The organism is Opitutus terrae PB90-1 (assembly GCF_000019965.1).
In the GTDB taxonomy this organism is placed as follows: Bacteria; Verrucomicrobiota; Verrucomicrobiia; order Opitutales; family Opitutaceae; genus Opitutus; species Opitutus terrae.
The window spans coordinates 2,205,539-2,228,093 of the sequence record NC_010571.1; the positions used below are offsets into that span (position 1 = coordinate 2,205,539).

The 22,555-nt window shown below is 65.3% G+C and carries 14 protein-coding genes; 10 read left to right on the top strand and 4 right to left on the bottom strand.

The genetic code is table 11. From position 1 onward, the window contains the following. Positions 1–103 precede the first annotated feature (103 nt). The 4 genes from OTER_RS09075 (at position 104) to OTER_RS09090 (ending at position 2,408) form a co-directional block, all read left to right on the top strand. The gene (locus OTER_RS09075) at positions 104–862 is read left to right on the top strand and encodes a TonB family protein (RefSeq protein ID WP_012374603.1); all 759 of its coding nucleotides are present in this window, start codon (positions 104–106) and stop codon (positions 860–862) included. A 134-nt stretch (positions 863–996) separates the two neighbouring features. Then, complete coding sequence (locus tag OTER_RS09080; RefSeq protein WP_012374604.1) at positions 997–1,332, top strand: hypothetical protein; 336 nt, start codon at positions 997–999, stop codon at positions 1,330–1,332. Continuing rightward, the gene (locus tag OTER_RS09085; protein WP_012374605.1) at positions 1,329–1,772 is read left to right on the top strand and encodes a Spy/CpxP family protein refolding chaperone; all 444 of its coding nucleotides are present in this window, start codon (positions 1,329–1,331) and stop codon (positions 1,770–1,772) included. The genes OTER_RS09080 and OTER_RS09085 overlap by 4 nt, the downstream gene beginning before the upstream one ends. Before the next feature lie 27 nt (positions 1,773–1,799). Continuing rightward, the gene (locus OTER_RS09090; RefSeq protein ID WP_012374606.1) at positions 1,800–2,408 is read left to right on the top strand and encodes an RNA polymerase sigma factor; all 609 of its coding nucleotides are present in this window, start codon (positions 1,800–1,802) and stop codon (positions 2,406–2,408) included. A 173-nt stretch (positions 2,409–2,581) separates the two neighbouring features. Here the strand turns inward: OTER_RS09090 and OTER_RS09095 are convergent, their stop codons facing one another. Further along, a complete protein-coding gene (locus OTER_RS09095; RefSeq protein ID WP_012374607.1) occupies positions 2,582–3,991 on the bottom strand; it encodes a DUF1343 domain-containing protein in 1,410 nt (469 codons plus the stop codon). 59 nt (positions 3,992–4,050) lie between these two features. Beyond that, complete coding sequence (locus OTER_RS09100; protein WP_012374608.1) at positions 4,051–5,208, bottom strand: glycerate kinase; 1,158 nt, start codon at positions 5,206–5,208, stop codon at positions 4,051–4,053. A gap of 339 nt (positions 5,209–5,547) precedes the next feature. Between OTER_RS09100 and OTER_RS09105 the strand changes: the two genes are divergently transcribed. The 3 genes from OTER_RS09105 to OTER_RS09115 all read left to right on the top strand — a co-directional run bounded on the left by OTER_RS09105 (position 5,548) and on the right by OTER_RS09115 (position 10,144). Next, positions 5,548–8,076: an ATP cone domain-containing protein gene (locus OTER_RS09105; RefSeq protein WP_012374609.1), complete on the top strand. Its 2,529-nt coding sequence runs from the start codon at positions 5,548–5,550 to the stop codon at positions 8,074–8,076. Between the two features lie 243 nt (positions 8,077–8,319). Further along, positions 8,320–9,354 carry an SAM-dependent methyltransferase gene (locus OTER_RS09110; protein WP_012374610.1) on the top strand — a complete coding sequence of 345 codons (1,035 nt, stop codon included), beginning with the start codon at positions 8,320–8,322 and terminating at the stop codon, positions 9,352–9,354. 37 nt (positions 9,355–9,391) lie between these two features. Then, positions 9,392–10,144 (top strand): TrmH family RNA methyltransferase, encoded by a 753-nt coding sequence (locus tag OTER_RS09115; protein WP_012374611.1) that lies wholly within the window; start codon positions 9,392–9,394, stop codon positions 10,142–10,144. A 48-nt stretch (positions 10,145–10,192) separates the two neighbouring features. Here the strand turns inward: OTER_RS09115 and OTER_RS09120 are convergent, their stop codons facing one another. Both OTER_RS09120 and OTER_RS09125 read right to left on the bottom strand, forming a co-directional pair. Next, positions 10,193–11,071, bottom strand: a complete 879-nt coding sequence (locus OTER_RS09120) for a hypothetical protein (protein ID WP_012374612.1) — start codon at positions 11,069–11,071, stop codon at positions 10,193–10,195. 317 nt (positions 11,072–11,388) lie between these two features. Next, complete coding sequence (locus tag OTER_RS09125) at positions 11,389–12,738, bottom strand: Gfo/Idh/MocA family protein (RefSeq protein ID WP_012374613.1); 1,350 nt, start codon at positions 12,736–12,738, stop codon at positions 11,389–11,391. 315 nt (positions 12,739–13,053) lie between these two features. Between OTER_RS09125 and OTER_RS09130 the strand changes: the two genes are divergently transcribed. From OTER_RS09130 to OTER_RS09140, 3 genes are all read left to right on the top strand, one after another. Next, positions 13,054–14,391 carry a XylR family transcriptional regulator gene (locus OTER_RS09130; protein ID WP_012374614.1) on the top strand — a complete coding sequence of 446 codons (1,338 nt, stop codon included), beginning with the start codon at positions 13,054–13,056 and terminating at the stop codon, positions 14,389–14,391. A gap of 403 nt (positions 14,392–14,794) precedes the next feature. Then, the gene (locus OTER_RS09135; RefSeq protein WP_012374615.1) at positions 14,795–18,703 is read left to right on the top strand and encodes a TonB-dependent receptor plug domain-containing protein; all 3,909 of its coding nucleotides are present in this window, start codon (positions 14,795–14,797) and stop codon (positions 18,701–18,703) included. 165 nt (positions 18,704–18,868) lie between these two features. Further along, the gene (locus tag OTER_RS09140) at positions 18,869–22,555 is read left to right on the top strand and encodes a CRTAC1 family protein (protein WP_012374616.1); all 3,687 of its coding nucleotides are present in this window, start codon (positions 18,869–18,871) and stop codon (positions 22,553–22,555) included.

The following is a 22,555-nucleotide window of genomic DNA, read 5'->3' on the forward strand; positions in this document are numbered from 1 at the left end:
CGCGTTTTCCCCGCGGGCCTGATAGTTTGACCGCCCGCGCCGGGCACGATTCTGTGAAGGGCGTTCGGAGGTCCCGGTGTTATACGCGGCAACGCTCACTCTCATGAATATCCGCTCCCTCTTTTCTCTCCTGGCCGGGCTCGCCACCGTCAGCGCTTTTGCCGCCCTGCCCGAGTATACGCCGATGAAGGTCATCCAGACCGAACCGGTGATGTATCCCCGTCAGTTGAGTGATCTCGGCGTCACGACCGGCGAAGTTCACGTGGCGGTGCAGGTCGACGAAACCGGCAAGCTCACCGATCATCTCGTCACCGCCTACACGCATCCGAAATTCGCCGAAGCCGCGGTGGATGCGCTCAACAAATGGCGCTTCGAGCCGGCCGTTGTGAAAGGCCAGCCGTGCAGTGCCACGGTCGATCTCACCTTCGTGTTCGAGACCCGCGGCATGGTCGTGGTGAACATGACCATCAGCTCCTATGTCGAAATGCGGACGATGCAGCTGCGCCCGACGGCGAACAGCTACAGCGTGTGCCGGCTCAGCGAGCTGGATGCGATTCCCACGCCCGCGAAGGTCGTGACACCCGGCTATCCCGCCGATGCGGCGAAGCAGGGGCAGCCGGGCCAGGTCACGGTGTTCTTCTACATCGATGAACAGGGCCGCGTGCGTCTGCCCGCGGTGAGCCGCGAATCGAGCCTGCAATACGAAAGTTTCGCCGCCGCGGCGCTCGATGCGGTGAGTCAGTGGCAGTTCGAGCCGCCGATGTCCAAAGGTCGGCCGGTGCTCGTGGCTGCGCGGCAGGACTTCACCTTCAAGCCCGCGCCCGTCGCCGCGGCTGCTCCGGCGCCCACGGCCACCCGATAGACTTCTCCTTCGCAGAGCGGGGATCAGCCGATCCCCGCTTCGCCGCCTAATGACACCCCGCCAAGAAACGCGTAATTTTTTGAAGGGTCTTCTTCTCAGTTTACGCGCAATCTCTTCATCTCGATCGTTCTGTCATGCCCACTCCTCCTGATCCCCTCGATCCGTTACTCGACCACTGGTCGGAGGTGCCCGAACCGTCTCCCCGGCTGGCGTCCGAAGTCTGGCGCCGGATCGCTCTCGCAGAAGAAGCGGAACGCGAGCCTCGCGGCCTCCGGGCCGGGCTCGAGGCTTGGTTCGCGCGACCGCCGTTCGCGGCGATGTTTGTCGCTAGCTGCGCGCTCCTCGGATTGTTTCTGGCCGAAGTTCGCGTGAACCAGCAGCAGCGCGAACGCAGCGCCCAGCTGGCGCGCAGCTACATTCAGTTAATTGATCCGCTGCTCAAGGATCACGTCATCGCCCGCAACCCATGAACCGCTCCCTCCTGATCATTTTGCTCGGCGTGGCCGTGGGCTTGGGCGTGCATTTCGGCTACTATCAGCTGCACCGCCCGGCGAGCTTCGACACCCTGGAAGGCCAGCTCGCCTGGATGCGGACCGAACTCAAGCTCACCGAGCCGCAATTTGCCCAGATCAAGGAATTGCACGAGGCGTCGAGCCCGCGGCTGCGCGCGCTTGCCGTCGAAGTCGCCCGGATGCGGGCGGAGTTCGAGGCGTTCGAGCACCAGCGGCTGACGTCCGACCACGTTGATTTCATCGAGTTCGCCCAATTCGTCGAAGCGCGTCGCAACATCAACCGCGAATGCCTCGAGTCGACCCGCCGGCTGGTCATGGCCACGGCGGACGTCATGACCCCGGAACAGCGGGCCCAGTATCTGGGGATCGTCTCGGCCGTCGATCCATTACAACTCTGACTCGCCGACCGAGCGCAACCCCGCGCCGTGCCCACTGACCCCGCCATCGATCGCGCGAGCCTCGTCGCCCTGCAGCACGGCGACACCACGGCCTTGAACCGGCTCATCGCCCGGTGGCAGCGGCCATTGGTGAGTTACGCGTACCGCTACGTGCAAAACTCTGCGGACGCGAACGACCTCGTCGCGAACGTGTTCGTGCGGCTGTACCAGCAGCGCACCCGCCTCCGCACCGACACGAATGTCGCCGCGTGGCTGTTCACCGCGCTGACCAATCTTTGCCACAACCATCACCGCTGGAAGCGGCGTCATCCGACCGTGCCGCTCGAACCGGTCAACAACCGCGATGATGGCGAACGCTCGAGCGGCGATTTCGGCGAAGTGGCGAGCGATCGCCCCGGACCGGACACCCTGCTGGCGCAGGACGAGGTCGCGGGCGCCGTGCGCAGTGCGATCGACGAACTGCCGCACGACTTGAAGGTCGCGGTGCTGCTCCACCATTACGAGAACCTGTCCTATCGCGAGATCGCCGAGATCACGAGTTGCTCCGAACGCGGGATCGAAACCCGGCTCTACCGCGCGCGGCAGCAGCTACGGCAGATGTTGGGCCATTTGATTCGCGAGGCGACGAGCTGTTAGGTTGCTGAAAGCCCAGAGCTGGGAGTCCAGAGCCGAGTGCCCCGAGCCTGCCGGGACGACGCTTGCTTGGGAGGGCGGCCGCCCTCGGCCACATTCCCGCTCGCACCGGAGGGCCCGCACAACGCGTGCGCGCCGAGGCGCCAAACCGGGGGCGAACTCCTCTGCCGGCGCGTCTACTGGTAAAGCCAGTAGCGTTTGCTCTGCGCCTGATAGATCTTGGCGCGTCGCTGCCAGTCCGCGAAGAATGCCGCGATGTTGGTGTTCGCGCCGTCGCGCTGGAGCGCGCGGAAGAATTCCTCGCTGCCCATGTGACGAAGGAAACCGCTGGCGGCTGAGTCGGGCACCAGGAACGGATTCTTTTTTTCAATCCGACACGCGAGCTGCATCAGATAAAAACTCAGCTGCGTCGGGTTCCATTCGTCCCAATCGGTGACCTCGACGAACACGCCGGTCATCGGTTTGCCCTCGCGATTCGGCACACTCACGCGGCGGAACGACAGCCCCGGAATCTTCAGCTGTTCCAATTCGCGTTCGATGATTTCGCTCTTCACCGATTTGTGGGAAATTCCCCGGAACGCGTATTGGTCGCCGACGCCGTGCCGGAAGCCGAGGTCGAAGCGCGGCGGATCCCAATACGTGCCGAGCCCGACCATCGCATAGCCCACGCACGCCGAAAAATCCTGCACCATCGGCGAGGTGGGAATCCAAGTGAGCCCGGTCTCCGGCCAGCGCATGCTGCGCCGCCAGCCGCGCATCGGAACGACGGTCAGCCGTCCGCGCGCGCGCGCGGCGTCGGACACCGCGAGCACGCCGGGCGCTTCTTTGGCCATGCGGGCGAGCTCCGCGATCGTGAGCCCGTGAACATACGGAACGCGAAAGGCGCCGACGTAGCTCATCCATTTCGTATCGAGCGGAGGGCCGTCGGCTTTCAGTCCGCCGAGCGGGTTCGGTCGGTCGAGGACGATCACTTCCACGTCGTGTTCAAAACAGGCCTCCATCACCAACTTCATCGCGCTCACGTAGGTGTAGCTGCGGGTGCCGATGTCCTGGAGGTCGACGACGACCGCATCGAGCCCGCTGAGTTGCGCCTTGGTGGGCTTGCGCGAACGGCCGTTATAGAGCGATAGCACGCGCAAACCCGTGCGCGCGTCGGTGTGATCCTCGTATTTTTTCTCGGCCGGCAGCAGTCCGTAAATGCCGTGCTCCACGCCGAAGAGCGCGACGAGCTTTACCCCAGGAGCGCGGCGCAACACCTCGATGGTGCTCACGCCATTGCGATTCACGCCGGCGGCGTGGGTCAGCAGGCCGATGCGCTTGCCCTTCACCGGCGCGAAGCCCTGCGCCTCGAGCACGTCAATGCCCAGCAGGACCAGCGGTGTGCTGGGCCGCGGCGCGGGGGCCGGCGGGGTATAGAGTGGGGCGACGGGCGCGCTTTGGGCCGCACCGTTGGCGGAGCGGGTGGGCGCCTGACTGGCACTGCAGCCCAGAAGCCCAAGAGCCAAAGCCGCGTAGGCCAGCGTCCGTTGGAAGGAGAAAGGAGCAAAAAACCCGACCATGTGCGCCCACTTTGCGGTCCGGGGCATCGTCGTCGAGGGAGAATCGCCGGCCGCCATGACGCTGCTACAAAATCGTAGACTTTTGATCAGCCGAGTTGCCGCTGCACGGCGCGACGCAATCCCTCCGCGGTGGCGGCCAGCGCAGCGTGCAGCGGCAGTTCGGGCGGGCTGATCGCGTGGAGCTGTGCTGCGGACCCGATGTCGACCGCGATCCGGCCGGCGAATACATGGATCGGTTTGCCCGCTGCCTGCGCGAGGGCGATGAGTGCGCCTGGTCCTTTGCCCGCGAGCGAGCTGCGATCGAAGCAGCCTTCGCCGGTCAGCACCAGATCGGCCGCGGCCACGCGACGATCGAGGTCCAGCCATGTTGCCACCAGATCAGCACCCCGCACCAGCCGGGCGCCGGCGGCGACCATCAAGCCGAAGGCGAGCCCACCGGCGGCGCCGGCCCCGGGCGAGTCCATTTGCCGCTCCGGCTGGCCATGGTGGTCGCACAGCATCCGGCCCATGCGGGCATCGGCCTCCTCGAGTTTCGGCAGGTCGGCCGGCGTGAGACCTTTCTGCGGCGCGAAAACTGCCGCGCAACCCTGCGGGCCGAGGAGGGGATTGGTCACATCGCAGGCGATCCGCAGCGGCGGCAGCTTGCCGATCACGGATCCGCGGATACGCGCCACCTCCTGCCACGTTGCGGGCACGGGTGGAACGATCAGCCGCTCGCCGTGATCCATGAACTCCACGCCGAGCGCGGCGAGCGCGCCGGTGCCGAGATCGTTGGTGGCGCTGCCCCCCACGCCGAGGAGCACCGCCGCCGCGCCCGCGCGCTGCGCCGCGGCGATCAGTTCGCCGGTGCCCAGCGTCGTCGTGAGCCATGGATTTTGCTCCGATGGCGACAACAGCGCCAGACCGCTGGCGGCCGCCATCTCGAGGACCGCCACGCGCGACCCTGCCGGCAACGGCGGCAAATCGAGCCGGGCCTGCACGGCCGCGTTCACCCGCTCGGCTGCCACCAGACCGAAGGCCGCTTGGACGCGACGCCCCCGCGGCCCGCAGGCGCTCACAGTATGCATGACGCCGCCGGCCGCCACGGTGAGAATCTCCGCAAATCCTTCCCCACCGTCGGCGAGCGGACACTCGTCGAGAATCCAGTCCGGGTGCGTTTCGCGCAACGCTTCTGCCGCGGTGCGGCAGGCCGCTCGGGCGGTCAACGCGTGCTTGAATTTGTCGAAGGCGAGCAGGACGCGCATCGGCAGCCAATGACACCTCGTAAGTCACGGCGAGCGAGGCCTTTTTTGACGGAAAATTTCCGGACGACCGCGTTTCTTGCGACCAGAAAAACGAGAACTAATCAGGCGTTTCTTGGCTTGCCTCTGGGAACGCCGAGGACACTCAGGAGGGCGCCCTCGGGAAACGTTCGCGGATCCATCATTAACCCGTTTTATAACTGGACCACCACAACAGGTGGGGGTTGACGTTAGTGGCAACCGCGACTGGTAGTGGCAGTCCCGTTCCCTGGGCTAGCGTGTGGTCACGCTTCCAGCCGTTTTTTTCTCTCAGTGCGACGCTCTTGCCATGCCTTTTAACCAATGAATTCCGCCACGCTTACCGCCCCGTCCCAAAACCGTTTGAATGGAGATCACCCCGTCGCTCGCAAGGGCGCGCAGTTGCTGAATCGTGCGATTCCGGCGGACGCCCGCATGGTGATCAAACGCGATGGCTCCAAGGTGCGTTTCGACCAGAGCAAGGTCACGCGGGCGCTCGCGTTGGCGTTTCACGAAGTGCGGACGGACAACGCGCCGAATCCGTATCGGGATCACCTGCTGGCGTGCTTCGGGCTCGACACGGAAACCTTCAACGAGGTCAGCCGGATTTCCGGTGCGGTGGCGCAGATGCTCGAACTGTATTACCGCGACGGCAAACACCCTTCAATCGAACAGGTGCAGGACGCGGCCGAAAAGGCGATCGCGGCGGCCGGACACTGGGAAGTCGCCCGGGCCTACATGCTCTACCGCGCCCGGCACGCCGAGCGTCGGCTGGCGCACTATGTCGACAACGGCATGGCCGACTACATCGCGATGGCGAAATACGCGCGCTATCGTCCCGACTTGGGCCGGCGGGAAATTTTCACGGAAGGCGTCGAGCGGGTGCGCGACATGCATCTGACGTTCTTTGCGGACAAACTGGAACGCCAACTGTCGTCGGCCCTGCCGGCGGAGATTACCGATCTGGCGGGGAAGAACGCGGAACTGCTGGTGCGCTCCATCGGCGGCATGCGGCTCGACCAGATCATCGCCGACGCGTTCACGCAGGTCGCGACGAAGAAGGTGCTGCCGAGCATGCGTTCGATGCAGTTCGGCGGGCCGGCGATTCTCAAGAATCACAGCCGGATATTCAACTGCAGCTTCGCGAACGTCGACCGGATCGAATTCTTCCGCGAATATTTCTTCCTGCTGCTGAGCGGCTGCGGCGTGGGCTTCTCGGTGCAGAAGCATCACATCGCGATGCTGCCGCCGCTGCCGCCGCGGGGCGCGGAGAACGATCTGCCCGTGGTGCATTTCCACATCGAGGACACCATCGAAGGCTGGTCGGACGCGCTGCACGCGCTGATCATGTCCTTCTACGAGGGCACCAAGATCGAATTCGACTACTCGCGGATTCGTCCGCGTGGCAGCCTGTTGAAGACCTCGGGCGGCAAGGCGCCCGGTCACCTGCCGCTGAAGAAGGCACTCGGCAAGGTCGAGGCGCTGCTGCACGAGGCCGCCGGCCGCGCGCTGCGCCCGATCGAGGTCTACGACCTGAACATGTTCATCGCGAAAGCGGTGCTCGCGGGCGGTATTCGCCGTTCGGCGACCATCTGCCTCTTCTCGCCCGATGACGAGGAGATGATGAACGCCAAGACCGGCAACTGGTTCGACAAGCACCCGCATCGCTCCGCCTCGAACAATTCCGCGGTGCTGTCGCGCAGCGACAAGAACATCGAGCATTTCAAGAAGCTGTTCAAGGCCCAGAAGGAGTTCGGCGAGCCGGGCTTTTTCTTCAACGACCACCCCGACGCCGGCTGCAATCCCTGCGCCGAAATCAACCTCCTGCCGGTCGTGAACTGGGAGCTCTCGCAGGACGAGGTCGCGAAACTTTTCGCCAACGGCTACAAGGGCGACCTTCCCGGCACGACCCGGCTGTCCGGCTTCCAGCACTGCAATCTCACCACGATCAACGGCCAGGCCGCGACGACCGAGACGGCGTTCTACAAGGCGTGCATCGCGGCGACGGTGATCGGCACGTTGCAGGCCGCCTACACCGACATGCCGTATCTCGGGCCGATCACGAAGCTGATCAACGAGCACGATTCGCTGCTCGGCGTGTCGATTTGCGGGTTCATGGACAACCCCGGTGTGCTGTTCGACCAGGAGATCCTGACGAGCGGCGCGAAACTGTGCCGCGCGACGAACCGCCTCGTGGCGAAGCTGATCGGCATCCAGCCCGCCGCCAAGCTCTCGACCTGCAAGCCGGAGGGCACCGCTTCGCTGATCCTTGGCGCTGCGTCGGGCATTCATCCGCACCACGCGCGACGCTATTTCCGCCGCGTGCAAGCCAACCGCAAGGAGCCGATCTACGCCTTTTTCAAGCAGACCAATCCGCAGATGACGGAGGTCTCCGTCTACAATCCCGACACGGACGACGTGATCACTTTCCCCGTCGAGGCGCCGAAGAAGGCCATCCTTCGGAAAGATCTCACGGCGATCCAATTCCTCGAGTTGGTGAAGCTCGTGCAACAATCGTGGGTGATCCCGGGCGGCGACCCCGAGTCGCGCTCGCCCGATCTGCACCACAACGTGTCGAACACCTGCACCGTCCGCGCGGACGAGTGGGAAGAAGTGGCTGAGTTTATCTGGGCCAACCGCCGTTACTTCACCGGCATCTCGTTGCTGCAGGAGGCCGGGGACAAGACGTATGCCCAGGCGCCGCGCGAAGAGGTCTCGACCGAAGCCGACGTTGCGAAATGGAATTCCCTGCGCCCGAACAAGGTCGACTACACCTTGATGCGGGAGCAGTCGGATGAGACCGAACTCAAGCAAACCGTCGCGTGTGCCGGCGGCGCGTGCGAATTGATCTAGCACCCGCGCGCAAGTCGCCAGGCAAGCAGGGCCGGTCGATTCGACCGGCCCTTTTTTTGGTCCCGTGCTCCCGCTCAAGACTAGACTAACGGTTACTTCGATTCTTCTGCTCCGCGGTCAGATTGCTCTGGCAGAGGACGGGAAAGAGTAACCCATTAGGTTACTCTTCGGCAGGCCATGGCGGACGCGACGGGCTCAGGTTTTTCGTCGACGGCGGACGGGGTTGCGACACGTTCGCGAACGATGCTGCTCATCTGCCAAGCCGGCTTCGAACCGCTGCTCACGCGTGAACTCACGGAGTTGCACGGGCAGACAATGGCTGAGCGAGGCCCGGGCTGGATTCGCGCTTCGGTGAGTCCGGTCGCGCGCGTCGCCGAGGGCGATCGCGCCTGGGCGGCGGGGAGCACGCTCGCCTTTCCGCACCTCACGCTGAGCGGCGAGGTCGAACTGAAAGGCGATTCGGTGAACGCGCTCGCCCAGCACATCGCCGAGTGGTTTCTCACGTCGCTGCACGGCGAGCGGATCGAAGCGGCGTGGCCGAGCGTCTGGGCCGGGCCGCAGGAACTCGTTGGGCTGGGCCGGCGGATTTCGGCGGTCGAAAAGGCGTGGGGCGAAATTCTGAAGAAAAAGCTTTCGCGGGTTGCGAAGCTCGCGACGCCGGAACTGCCTCGCGGCATCGGCGCGAGCCGGGGGCTGTTCGTGTGGTTTGCCGACTTCGGTCGCGTGTTCGTCGCGCGCGAAGGGTGGCGGCACGGCCAGCGCCGGATGGCCGACGATCCGCTGGCCCCGTCGCGTAGTTATCTGAAAGTGGAGGAGGCTTACGGCGTCCTAGGAGGCGAGCCCACCCGTGGCGAAACCGTCTGCGATCTCGGCGCGGCGCCGGGCGGGTGGAGCTACAGCGCGGCGAAACGCGGCGCCCGCGTGATCGCGGTGGACAACGGACCGCTGAAAGGCGGCGCGCTCGATCATCCGCTCATCGAGCATCGGCGTGAGGATGCGTTCCGGTTCGCGCCCGTCGGCGACGAGGTTTTCGACTGGCTGTTCTGCGATCTGGTGGAAGAGCCGCATCACGTCCTGCAGGACCTCGTGGCGCCGTGGCTTGAGCGCGGCTGGTGCCGCCACGTGGTCGTGAATCTGAAGTTTGGCCGCGTCGATCCCGTGCGGCTGCTGGGCGAGTTGCAGACGACGGGATCGGTCTTTCGGCGTCACGGCGACGCTTTTCTGATTCGGCATCTCTACCACGACCGCGAGGAATTCACCGTGGTCGGAACGATCTGAGGCGTGCGTTTTGCCGTGGGATTCGTTTGATGGCGGCGTGAAGCCCAAAGAACTCACGATCTGCGGACTGGCGGCGGTGCGGGCGCAATTCGCGGCCGATCCCGGCGCGATCAAACGGCTTTACTTCGACTATGCGACCGGCCGCCGGATCGGCGTGATCTGCCGCACCCTCGCGCAACGGAAGAAAATCTACCGCTGTGTCGAACCGGCCGAACTCGAGAAAGTCGGGGGCACCCTTCACCACGGCGGAATCGTCGCGGTTGTCGAGGCGCCCGAAATGCGCGAACCGGCGGCGGCCGACCTGACCGCGTGGGTGAAGCGCTGCGAGCCGCTGTTGGTGCTGGATCGGATCGGCAACGCGCACAACCTCGGCGCGATCGCGCGCACCGCGGCATTTTTCGGACTGCCTCGGCTGATCCTGCCGCGTGATCCGGCTGCAGCACAGCCGAGCGAAGCGGCGTACCGCGTGGCGGAGGGCGGCATGACGCACCTCGAACTCGCGCGGGTGGACGATCTGCCGGCGTTTCTCCGCAGTCTGGTGGCCGCCGGCTATGACGTGATCGGCGCCGCGACGCGCGGAGGATTGCCCCAGGCGCAGTCGCACACCGGAAAACCGATCGCGCTGGTGCTGGGCAACGAAGAACACGGGCTGTCCGCGGAGGTCGCCGCCGCATGCACCCGGCTCGTGACGATCCCGGGCAGCGGGAAGGTCGAGTCGCTCAACGTTTCCGTCGCGGGCGCGGTGTTGATTTGGGAATTGCTGGTGCGCGCTCCGCGCGGCACGCGCTGAGACGGTTCACAGGACCACGCGTGTGTACAGGTCGACGACGCCTGGCGCCTACCTGGCGATGCTGCGATCGACGATGGTGTAGCGGTTCCCCAGGAACTCCCGTCGCTCGTGCGCGACAATCCGATCGATCGCCGTCCGGACGCGCTCTCCGAGCGCCGGCGTCTCGTGGGCCGGCGCTGCGACGGGAGCCTCGGGGAACGACACTCGGCTTGATTCAGCGCGGGGTAGATCCCGGCCCAACTGATCCGCACCCGCCGCCAGCAGCGCGGGGATGACTGCGGACATCGCGCCGCTATTGGTGGCTGCGCTCAACCGCGTTCGCCACACCCGCACCGGCTCAACGTCGGCCAGCGAGTCGGCGCGATATGCCGAGACAATAACGAAGTAGCGCGGGTCGCGCGCGTAGTCCAAAGCGTCGCGGTGACTGGGCAGGTTTGAAATCGGCACCGCCGTGCCCACATAGCGCTTGGCCACGAGGGTTCTTTCGATGTCCTGGACCAGCCGCTGCGGTGCCACGAGGGAAAGCCGGGCTTTGAGATTCGGCGCCAGTTCGGACGGTGGCGCGATCTCGTGCGAATCGCGCCGAATCATGCCCCAGTGATAGACGAGCACCAGCACCGGCGTCGAACCGTCCGCCGCGGGCACGAAGCCGCGAGCATCGAGTGCGGCTTGCAGCGCGGCCGCGACCTGCGCGGGATTCGGCGGTCGCTCGCCCGCGACGGGATCGCCCGCCTCAGCACCCCCGCCGTCAATGGCTAGGTAGGGCAGCCCCCGGCTCGATTCGTCGGCGGTCGCTTGGACCGGACGTTCACTGACCACGATCATGTCCAGTTTACGATGCGGCGCGGCGGAAGCGGAGCTGACGCCGAAGAAAGCGAGGGAAACGAAAAGCCCGCCTGTGAGAAAAACGCGCGGATGAACGTTCATGGGATTTTTTTGGGGGGGTTGGGCGAAACGCCGCAAGGAGTCGTAGACGCGTGGCGATTGACGAAGTAACGCGAGCGAAGCGGGACGAATCAGCCCGCGCTCACGAGCGACACCGCCAGCTCGAAGGTTGTGCCGGGCGCTGATCGGCGCGAGCACCGAGCCGGTGGTGCAGGGATTCGCGGGAGCGCCGAACTGCGCAGGAAAGCCGCGAGCCGCTTGCGCAGGAGGGATCGCATTCCTCGCGTGAGCTAAGGCGTGTTGAGGGCACCGCGCTCCACCTGGCTTCCGCCAGACAGACGAGGTTCGCTGCACCCGGTTTAGGCGAAGTTGAAGTCGTAGGGCTTCCGCATTTCGCGCACGAGATAGGTGTTCGCTTCAGCGGCGTGCTCGCCCACGAATTTCTCCTGCTGGTAATCCCACGTCAGCGCGCGGCCGGTGCGCAGCGAGATCGCGCCGAGGTGGCACATCGTGGCGGAGCGGTGACCGGTCTCCACATCGCAGATGGGCCGGGCGCGCGAGCGCAGGCAGTCGACGAAGTTCTGCCAGTGATCATCGCTCCGATAGAGCCGCTCGGCGTTCTCGGGGAGAGGAGTCTTGAGCAGGTCGGGATCGCTCGCAGTGATTTGTTTCCGGTTCACCCAGATCCAGCCGTTGCTGCCGACGAACCGGATGCCGTTGCGCTGGCCGTCCTTGTTGATCACGTCGCCATAGATGCTGTCGTCCTTCGTCGTGCGGATGTTCAGCTTCACGCCATTCTCGTAGGTGTAGCGGACCTCGTAGTCCGAGTAGGCGGTGTAGCCGCCGGGAATCGGCTGCGTGAGCCGGGTGGACTCGACGCGCGTCGGCGCGATGAGGCCCACGGCCCAGTAGGCGATGTCGTTGTGGTGCGCGCCCCAGTCGGTCATCGTGCCGCCGGAGTATTCATACCAGAACCGGAACGTCCCATGGCAACGCTGCGGCACGTAGTCGACCGCGGGAGCCTGGCCTTGCCAGAAATCCCAGTTGAGCCCGGCGGGCACGGACGCGGAGTCGAACGGCCCTTCGTGCAAGCCGGCCGGCAGCCAGACGTTGGCCTCCTGCAGCTGACCGATGCGGCCGTTGCGCACGAGTTCGCACGCGAGCCGGAAACGCGGCGAGCTGCGCTGCTGCGTGCCGGTCTGCAAAACGACGCCGGCGTCGCGCACCGCCTGCACGACGTGGCGGCCTTCGCCGATCGTGAGCGTGAGCGGCTTCTCAGCGTAGACGTCCTTGCCGGCTTTCGCGGCGGCGACGTTGATCAACGTGTGCCAGTGGTCGGGGGTGACGTTGATCACCGCATCGATGTCCGAGCGTTCGAGCACGCGACGAAAATCGCCATAGCCTTCCGGCGTGGCGGACTCGGTGCGGAACTTCTCGACCGCCTCCCGCACGTGGTTCGCGTCGACATCACACACCGCGACGATGTCGCCATGATTCGAGGCGTTGGCGCCGTCGATCCTGCCCATGCCGCCGCAACCGATGAGCGCGAGCCGCGGCCGGTCGTTGGGGCCGAGCCGACGGCGCTGGGCCGCGCTCGGCGCGTGCTGACAGCTCACATACCAAAGGGGCAGGCCGGTCGCGGCAGCGACGGTGGCGCAGCGTTTGAGAAAAGCGCGGCGGGAGATATTAAACAGAGCGGGGGAGGGCATCGCAGGATGGAGTATAGGAGCCGGGAGGAGCAGGCGCGACCGCCGGAAACTTCGTGGGGCGTCCGGGCGGGCCTGACGGACGGTCGCGCGTTCGGTTGCGCCTGCAGCCTAACGGGCGAAAACGGCAAAAGAACCCATTTCCCGGGTCAAAGCGACGTGATTTAACGCTTCATCAGCAATTTTTTTTGAGATTTTTTCTCCTCTGGGAATCCCACTTTCGGCACTGATTTAGGGCCCGGCGCGTGAAGGAACGGCGGAAATGCTGGTGTTTTTCCCCACGCCGCCGACTTGGGACGGCGTCAAACTCCGAACCCCATGACCTTCACTCCGCAGCTCCGTGCTCAAGCTGGGGAGGGAGCCCGCAAGGCGCCGAATCGCTTGCGTGGTGATCTTCTGCCAGCGCCCGCGGCTCGACCGCGTTCCAGCGCGGAGCGGTTTGGCGTGACCGGTCTCGACCGACTCAGCCTCGCCCCGGCCCGCGCGGAATCGAAGCCTCACGTGTTGCTCGTGTTCAAGACGCGTTACGAGGATGCCGCGGGGATGTTGCGCGGCGTGACCCATTACGAACGCGCGAGCAACTCGTGGGTGGCCTATCTCGATGACGAGGGTCGCGCGGAAATCGACCCGCGCTGGGTGCGCAGCAAGCGCTGGTGCGGAGTCATCAGCCGGCACACCACGCCGACGCTGGCGCGCACCTGCAGCGAGCTCGGCATCCCGCTCGTCGATCTCAGTGACGCGCCGCCGATGCCGCACGTCTCGAAAATCCGCGCGGACAACGCCGCGCTGGGGCAGATGGGCGCGGAATATTTTCTGGAACGTGGCTACCGGCATTTCGCGTTCTGCGGGTATCGGGATCTGGGCTGGTCGCAGGAGCGGCGCACCGGATTTGTGGAGGCACTGGGACTCGCCGGACACCCCTGCGAGCTGTTCGAAGTGGAGCGTCCGAGCGATCTCGCGCCGTTTTGGGAAGGAGCGGAGGCCGATGCCTTGACGCTCTGGGTGCGCGGCTTGCCGCCGCGCGTGGCAGTGATGGCGTGCAGCGATCTCTGTGCGTTCCAGGTGATGCGCGCAGCCGAAGCGGCGGGCGTGCTGGTACCCGAGCAGATGGGCGTGTTGGGCGCGAACAATGATCCGATGCGTTGTGAATTGGCGAACCCGCCGATCTCCAGCGTGGCGGCGAACAGTTTCCAAGCGGGCTATCAGGCGGCGCAGCACCTCGACGAGCTCATGGCGGGCCGTGCGAGCGGCGTGATCGACGTGCGGATCGAGCCATTGGGCGTCGTCACGCGCAAGTCGACGGATGTCGTGGCCGTCAGCGATGCGGTCGTCTCCCATGCGCTCAGTTACATCCGCGAGCACGCCTGCAAGGGCGTCTCGGTCGACGACGTGCTCAGACAGGTGCTGGTGTCGCGCAGCAAGCTGGAGAGCCGCTTCCGTCGTCACGTCGGTCGTTCCCCCCAGGCGGAGATTCGCCGCGTGCAGGTGATGCGCATCATCCAACTCTTGCTCGAGACGGATCTGCCGCTGGCAGAGATCGCCGAGCTCACCGGTTTCGTTCACGTCGAATACATGTGTGTCCTGTTCAAGCGGTTCACGGGCGAATCGCCGGGCCGTTATCGCCGGAAACACCGAACCGAGCCGATCGCCGTCTAGAGGCTAGCCGCAATCGGGGTTTTTCGAAGCGGTTCGACGGGCCGAGTGGACCGTCGCGGTTCCGCGGCGGCGGGACCGGCCTACCTCGGCGTCACTTCTTTGGGTAGTCTCGGTAATATCCCCGCCGGCAAAGGATGCTCACCACGCACTGGTTTCGGGGCGTCGCACGCCGTCTGACGCATGCTGCGCTTGGCGGGCACAGGGGTGAAACGGCGGCCGGACGGGGTGACTGCCCCAGGGCCGAGGGTGAACAGCGAATACAGCTTAAAACGATAACGACCGAACTCATTTAAACGGCCCCCGCCTTTTCGCTATACTCCAAATGCTATTGGTCGGACGTCGGTCCGGTCGTGGCAACCGGCTCGATGAACCGGACCTCAGCTCACCTAACACCCCAATGATAATGAATCGCTCAATCGAGCGGGCGCTTGGCCTGGCCGCGGCGTCCGCGTTTTGCTTATTCGCTTCGCCGTTTCTCGCGGCGCAGACCGCCGCGCCGACAGGTGCGGAAATCGATCCGGCGGACGAACAGCCGATCGTGCTCTCGCCGTTCGTCGTCGACGCGTCCGAAGATCAGGGCAGTTACCAGGCCAATTCGACGCTCGCCGGTTCTCGCGTGCGCACCGACCTGAAGGATCTCCCCTCGGCAATTTCGGTCGTGACGAAGGAATTCCTCCGCGACACCGGTGCGAAGAATAGTGCCGACCTGCTGGTGTATACGCCCAGCACGGAAGTGGGCGGCATCCGCGGCAATTACTCGGGCGTGGCGGGGAGCGCCGTGTATCAGGAAAACACCGTCACGTCGGCGACCCGCGTACGCGGTTTGGATTCGGCCGATAATACGCGCGACTATTTCCTCACGGACATTCCGTGGGATGGCTTCAACATCGGTCGCGTCGATCTGCAACGCGGCCCGAACTCGATCCTCTTCGGCGTCGGCAGTCCGGCGGGCATCATCAATGGCAGTGTCAACGATGCGACGTTCAAGACGGCCCACCAGTTGGAGAACCGGCTGGACGAGTGGGGTTCGGTCCGGACCTCGATCGATCTGAATCAGGTGTTGATCTCGAAGGTCCTCGCCGTCCGCTTTGCGGGGCTGCAGGACAACGCGAAGTTCCAGCAAGAGCCGGCCTACAACGATGCCACGCGGCTGTTCGGCGCACTGCGGTTCGAACCCAAGTTGATGGAGGTGCTCGATGGCCACACCTCGATCCGGGCGAAGTACGAATACGGCAAGGTGCGCGCGAACAATCCGCGCTCCACTCCGCCGGTGGACGAGATCAGCTACTGGTTCAATTCCGGACCGCAAGCGCGGCTGGGAAACAATCTCGGCTACAACAAGCTCGTCATCGACCAATTCAGCCTGATTAACCCGAATCCGTCGGGCGTTCCACTTCCGGGCGGCACGGGTAGCTATCTGGCGGCCCGCACCTACGAACTCGGCGGCTGGGCGGAGGGCCGGCAATACTGGGCGAACATCACCAACTACTACGAGGCGACGCCCGCCAGCATCAACAGCGTGGCCAACCCGCCGCAGCCGAGTGCGACGCCCTTTTACACGATCACGGCGCAAGCTCAGACGGGCTCGGGCATTGCCGATGCGAACGGCAACCGGGTGCGAGGCGCGCAGGGTTACCGGCCCGTCGGCATCCCGCCGATGAGCCAGTATGCGGCGAACGTGGGCCTGAATGTCGGCACGACCGGCACGGGCACCGGCACCTATCCGTGGCTCACGGTGCCCGGCGGGATTTTCTGGGCGGATGAAGTCATCACGGATCCCAGCATCTTCGATTTCTATACCCACCTGCTCGACGGGCCGAACAAGCGGGAGTGGCAGGACTGGAACGCGATGAACGTCGCGATCGACCAGAGCTTCTTCAACGACCGGTTGGCTTTCCAGGCAGCGTTCGATCACCAGGATTACGAGGAGGGCGCGCATCGCTGGATGACGGGCTCGAACTACGCGATCACAGTCGACGTCAACGTTCGCTATGCGAACGGCGCATTGAACCCCAACGCGGGCCGGCCGATGGTGACCAACGGTTCCGGCGCGCCGAGCCTCAACTACCAGCAGAACACCGTGCGGGATGCCGTCCGGCTGACCACCACCGGCGATCTGCGCGCCGAGGATTTCCTCGACAAGGGTTCGCGGCTCGAGCGGATCCTGGGCAAGCATGTCTTCACCGGCTTGTACGAGCGGAACACGGTCGTGCAGCGGAACATGAACTGGTCGGATTTCGCCGTCACACCCGAGTGGTCGATCTATAACAACTCGTCGCTGCTGAATGCCGCGAATGGGTTGGGGTCGGGACGCCAGTTCGAATGGGCCGCGTATGTGGGACCGAGTTTGGCGAGCGCATCGTCGGCATCGGGTGCGAACCTGACCAACCTCAACTACGTCATTCGTCCGCCGAAGAACCAAAACGTCATCAACTTCGATTCTCACTGGAATCGGCCGACGGATCCGGCCGCCACCGGCTATGTGGATCCCTCGGCTCCTTTCCCGACGCGTCCGGCGGCCGACTATACCGGCACCACGCCCACGGTCTCGGACGGGTTCTACATCGAGAACAACGGCACCCAGAACAATGCCGGCGCCTACAACCAGTCCCAGAATCCGGCCAACTACATCGGCTGGCAGTCGCAGCCCGCGACGTGGATGTTCTCGGACGACCCGCAGGATTTCCCGAATCTCGTGCAGTCGGCGAGCCGCACGCGCTACCGCAACCTTTCCCGCGGCATCACGTGGCAGGGGCGGATGTTCGACGGCACGCTGGTGCCGACGTTTGGCTGGCGCAAGGACGTCATCACGAACTACCAGACCAATGCGGTCACCGACCAGAATACCGGGTTCACCAGTCTGGAATTCCCGGACAACTTCGCCTCCCGCACCGATGTGAAGGGGGAGAGCAAATCCTGGGGTGCGGTGTATCACCTACCCAAATTCATCACGAATCGTCTGCCGGGCGACACCCAGATCAGCCTGTTCTATAATCGTTCCAGAAACTTCCGGGCCGACGCCACCCGCCTGAGTCTGTCCGGCATCCCGGTTCCGAACGCGAGCGGCGACACCAAGGAATTCGGCGTTTCGATCACGACGCTCAACGACAAGCTGACGCTGCGGGTCAACCGTTTCCGGACGAAGGTGGCCAACGCCACCCTGGGCACGACCAGCGGCAACTCGATCGGCGGTCTCGGCAACAACGCGTACTTCATCGCGGACGGTTCTATCTGGGGCTACGGTTGGGCGACGCAGATGCAGGATTTCCTCGCTGGTCACCCCGCGAGTTCCGGCTACGGCGACTATGCCGGCAACGACGGGCTCCCCCGCAATACGCCGGAGGAGATCGCCGCCTATGACGCCTATAACCGCAACGGGGGTACGGCACCGAACGGCACACGTTACGTCGGTGGTCTGGCGATCGCCGATGCCTGGGTCCATGCACCGTTCCCGGCGAGTTTCTTCCGCAGCTATGCGCTGACGCCCGACATCGATCCCACGATCGGAGCGCAGAGCGGCCGGTTGGGCGATTCCTTCACGGCCGGGTACAGTCTTGCGTCCGGTGCTCCGGTGGGCGGCGGTTCGACCTTCGGTAATCACCACACCACCGTCGACACCAAGTCGACGGGCACGGAAATCGAGCTCTATGCGCAGCCGACGAAGAACTGGAACGTGTCGCTCAACTACTCGAAGGTCGACGCCACCTACGAGTCGATCGACACCGTGTCGAAGGACTTCATTGGTGCGATGACCCGGTTCATGAACGGGCCGGGCGGCCAGGTCCGCATGTGGTACAACGGCGGCCAGCCCCTGCAAGCGCAGTGGAACACCAGCATCGTCGCGCCCTACACGGTCTTCCTGAATGGTCTCGGTCGCGCCGCGCCTGAAGTCTCGCCGTGGCGGCTGAACGCGATCTCGACCTACACGTTCGACCATGGCCGGCTGAAGGGTCTGTTCGTCGGCGGCGCGGCGCGCCTCGAAGCGGGCCGGATCATCGGCTACCGGTTCAATCCGGACTTCGAAAATGCCAACACCAACGATCCCGATTACGCGGGCGTCGAGTTCCTTACCCAGGGCGGCTTGGACGTGAACCAGCCCTTCAAGGGCGACAACGAAACCCACGTCGACGTGTGGTTTGGCTACTCCTTCAAGGTGACGCGCGACGTCAACTGGCGGATCCAGGTCAACGTTCGAAACGTGGGCGAGGATAACAGTCTCGTGCCATCGCGACTCCAGCCCAACGGCGACCTCGCCCTGGCCCGCATTCAGGAGGGCATGAGCTGGCAGCTAACCAACACGTTCGAATTCTAGACTTCGGTCGCGATGTAGGAGCGTCATACCTCATCTCGACTGGGTAACGGGTCCGGCGGCGTCAGGCCGCCGGACTTTTCTCATTTTCGCGAAGCCACCATGCAGGCAACCTCCCCGACGTCACCACCAATTCGTGGGTGACTTCCTGTTCGCCATCCATCCTCCATGGCCGCCGCGATCGCTCCTCCCGCCGCCACTGGCGCCGTCCCCCGCAATCGCGGATGGCGAGCGAAGTGTCTGGCGCTCGCCGCGATTGTCCTCGTGGCCGGCGATGCGTGCGGCTCCGGGATCGCATCGGCCCCGCTGGCTCCGCGCTCGGCGCCGCGCGGCGCGACGATGTTCACCCGGCTCATGCCCGAGCGCACGGGCGTGAAGACGGAAAACCGCTATGCCGACCCCGAGATGTGGGCGCGCCGCTACCAGGAATTCCTCTTCGGCGCCGTCGGCACGGGGGTGGCGATCGGCGACTACGATGGCGACGGCCGGCCGGATATTTTCGCCGTCAGCAAGACCGAGAGCTGCCGGCTGTTTCGCAACCTCGGCGACTTCCGTTTCGAGGACGTGACCGAGCGCGCGGGCGTAGCGGACAAAGGTGCGGCCGCGGGTGTGTGGAAGCAGGGGGCCACGTTCGTCGACGTGAACAACGATGGCCGGCTCGATCTGTATGTCTGCCGCTTCGACGCCTCTAACCTGCTTTACGTCAACCAAGGCGACGGCAGGTTTCGCGAACTCGCGCACGACTACGGGCTCGACGTGTCGGACGCGAGCGGGATGGCGGCGTTCTGCGACTACGACCGCGATGGCCGGGTCGACGTCTACATCGCGACCAACCTGCTGAACATGATGCGCGGCCCGAACGGCCAGCGCGGCTATCTCCTTCACCAGCTGAGCAACGGAACCTTCGCGGACGTCAGCGCGGCGGCGGGCATCGCGGGCGCGACGCAGAGCCATTCGGCCACGTGGTGGGACTACGACAACGACGGCTGGCCCGACCTCTACGTTGCCAACGACTACGCTGCGCCAGACCGACTGTATCACAACAACCGCGATGGCACGTTCACCGATTCAGTCGACCGCGTGCTGCCGCACACGTCGTTCGCCTCGATGGGCGCGGATTTGGGCGACGTGAACAACGACGGGCTGATCGACTTTCTCTCGGCCGACATGGCCACGACGACGCACGAGAAGGATCAACGCAGCATGGCGGACACGCGCGGCCGCGCGGTCGATCCGCCCGATCTTGGCAACGAGGCGCCGCAGTATCCGCGCAGCGCTTTATATCTGAACACCGGGACCGCACGATGTCTGGAGGCGGCGGTTCTGGCCGGCATCGACGCGACCGACTGGACGTGGGGACCGCGGTTCGAGGATCTCGACAACGACGGCCGGCTCGACCTGTTCGTGCCGAATGGGATGTTCGTCGAGCAGAGCATCGACATCAACACGCGCATGCTCAGCGCCGAGACCACGGCGGAACGCGTGCGGATCATGCGGCAGAGTCCGGTGCTGAACGAGGAGAACCTCGCGTTCCGTTCTGCGGGCCAGCAGAACGGCGATCTCGCGTTCGAGAACGTCGGGGCGGCGTGGGGACTGGATCACAAAGGCATCAGCTTCGGCGCGGCGTTCGGGGACTTCGACGACGATGGCGATCTGGACCTCGTCTACGCCAACTATCAGGACAGCGTGGCCGTGCTGCGCAATGACAGCGACACCGGTCATCGGGTGATCGTCGAACTGCGGGGAACCACCTCCAATCATTTCGGGGTCGGCGCGACGGTGCACATCGCGACGTCCGCGGGCGTGCAGGTACGTCAGCTGTGGTTGGCGCGCGGCTACATGTCGAGCAGTGAGCCGGTGGTGCATTTTGGTTTGGGGGAGGAGAGGGAGATCAGGGAGCTGACGGTGAGGTGGCCGAGCGGGGCGGTGCAGCGGTTCGAGCACGTGGTGGCGGACCGGCGGTATACGATCACGGAGCCGGCCGCTGGTGTAGCCGGGGTCGGTGACCCCGGGTCGGGTTCATCCTCCTTCGCGAAAGCTACGGAGGACAAGACGAGCCCGGCTACAACAAGTCTCTTCGCGGAAACGAGTGAAGCGCACGGGCTGGCGGTGACCTCGCGGGAGGAGCCGGTGGACGAAGTGGCGTTGCAGCGGTTGCTGCCGACGCGGTTCAACCGGCGCGGACCGGCGCTGGCGGTGGGCGACGTGAACGGGGACGGGATCGAAGACGTGGTGATCGGGGGCACGACGCAGACCGCCGCGCAGGTGCGGCTTGGTTCTGCGCCTGGCAACGACCCGGCTGCGGATGCCGGAGCGGCGTTCCCGACCGACATGGTGAACGACGGGCCGGTGCTGCTGTTCGATGCGATGGGCGATGGGCGGCCGGCGCTGCTGGTGACGAAGGGCGGCAACAGTTTGCCGGCGGGCGCGGCGGAGTATCAGCCGAAGCTTTACGTGCAGGACGAGCCGGGGCGGTTTCGGCTGGCCGCCGGTGCGCTGCCGGAGCTGTCGCTGAGCGTGGGCGCGGCGGCGGTGGCGGACTTCGATCGGGACGGGCGGCTGGATGTGTTCCTCGGCGCGCGCGTGCTGCCGGGCCTGTATCCGCTGGCGCCGCAAAGTGCCCTGCTGCGGAACCGCGGTCCCGCGACCGCGGGATTCGAGGACGCGACCGAGTTGCTCGCGCCGGCGCTGCGGAACGTGGGCTTGGTGACGTCGGCGTTGTGGAGCGACGTGGACCAGGACGGCTGGCCGGACTTGTTGGTGGCGCTGGAGTGGGGCCGGGTGACGTGTTTTCACAACGAGCAGGGCCGCGGTTTCTCCGACTGGACCGAACGGGCTGGCTTCGCTGCGGCGGGCACCGGCTGGTGGACCTCCCTCGCGGCGGCGGACTTCAACGGCGACGGTCGGATGGACTACGTGGCCGGCAACGTGGGACTGAACACGCAGTATCGGGCGAGTGCGGCGCAACCGGCGCTCTTGTTCTACGGCGACTTTCGCCGCGATGGCGGCGAGCCGCAGCTGATCGAAGCCTACTACGAAGGCGACAAGCTCTATCCCTGGCGGAGCCGACGGGACTTGGGAGCAGCGATACCCTCGGTGCTGAAGCGCTTCCCGCGGAACAACGCGTACGCGCGAGCCACGCTCAGCGAGATCCTGGGCGAGGAGAAGCTCGCCGCCGCGGACAAGTTCATGGCGACGGAGCTGCGCAGCGGGGTGTTTTTGAGTCAGCCGGACGACACCTGGCGGTTTACGCCGTTGCCGCGGATCGCGCAGATCGCACCGCTGCAAGGGATGGTCGCAGGCGACTTCGATGGCGACGGGCAGGCGGACCTTTACGCGGTGCAAAACTCCTACGCGCCAATCGCGGTGGTGGGCCGGTTCGACGGCGGACTGAGCCAGCTGCTGCGTGGCGATGGCCGCGGCGGTTTCGAGCCGGTGCCGCCGGCGCAAAGCGGACTGGTGGTGCCGGGCGACGCGAAAGCGCTGGCCGTGCTGGATCTGGGGCAGGATGGCTGGCCGGATTTTCTGGTGACGCGCAACAACGCAAGCACCCTCGTGTTCGAGCGCCAGCACGAGCCTGGCCTCCGTTCGGTGCGCGTGCAGCTGCGCGGTCCCGCCGGCAATCCGACGGCGATCGGCGCCCGGCTGACGGCGCATTACCGCGACGGTCATGCTCAATCGGTCGAACTCCAGGCCGGTTCGGGACACGCGAGCCAGTCACTCGCGGCCGCGTTCTTTGGCGATCGGGCGGACAACCCGCTCGCGCGGATCAGCGTCCGCTGGCCTGACGGCGCCACCACCCAGCACGACGTGACCGGCACCACGCCAGTCATCATCCTCCCTGCACCGCGATGA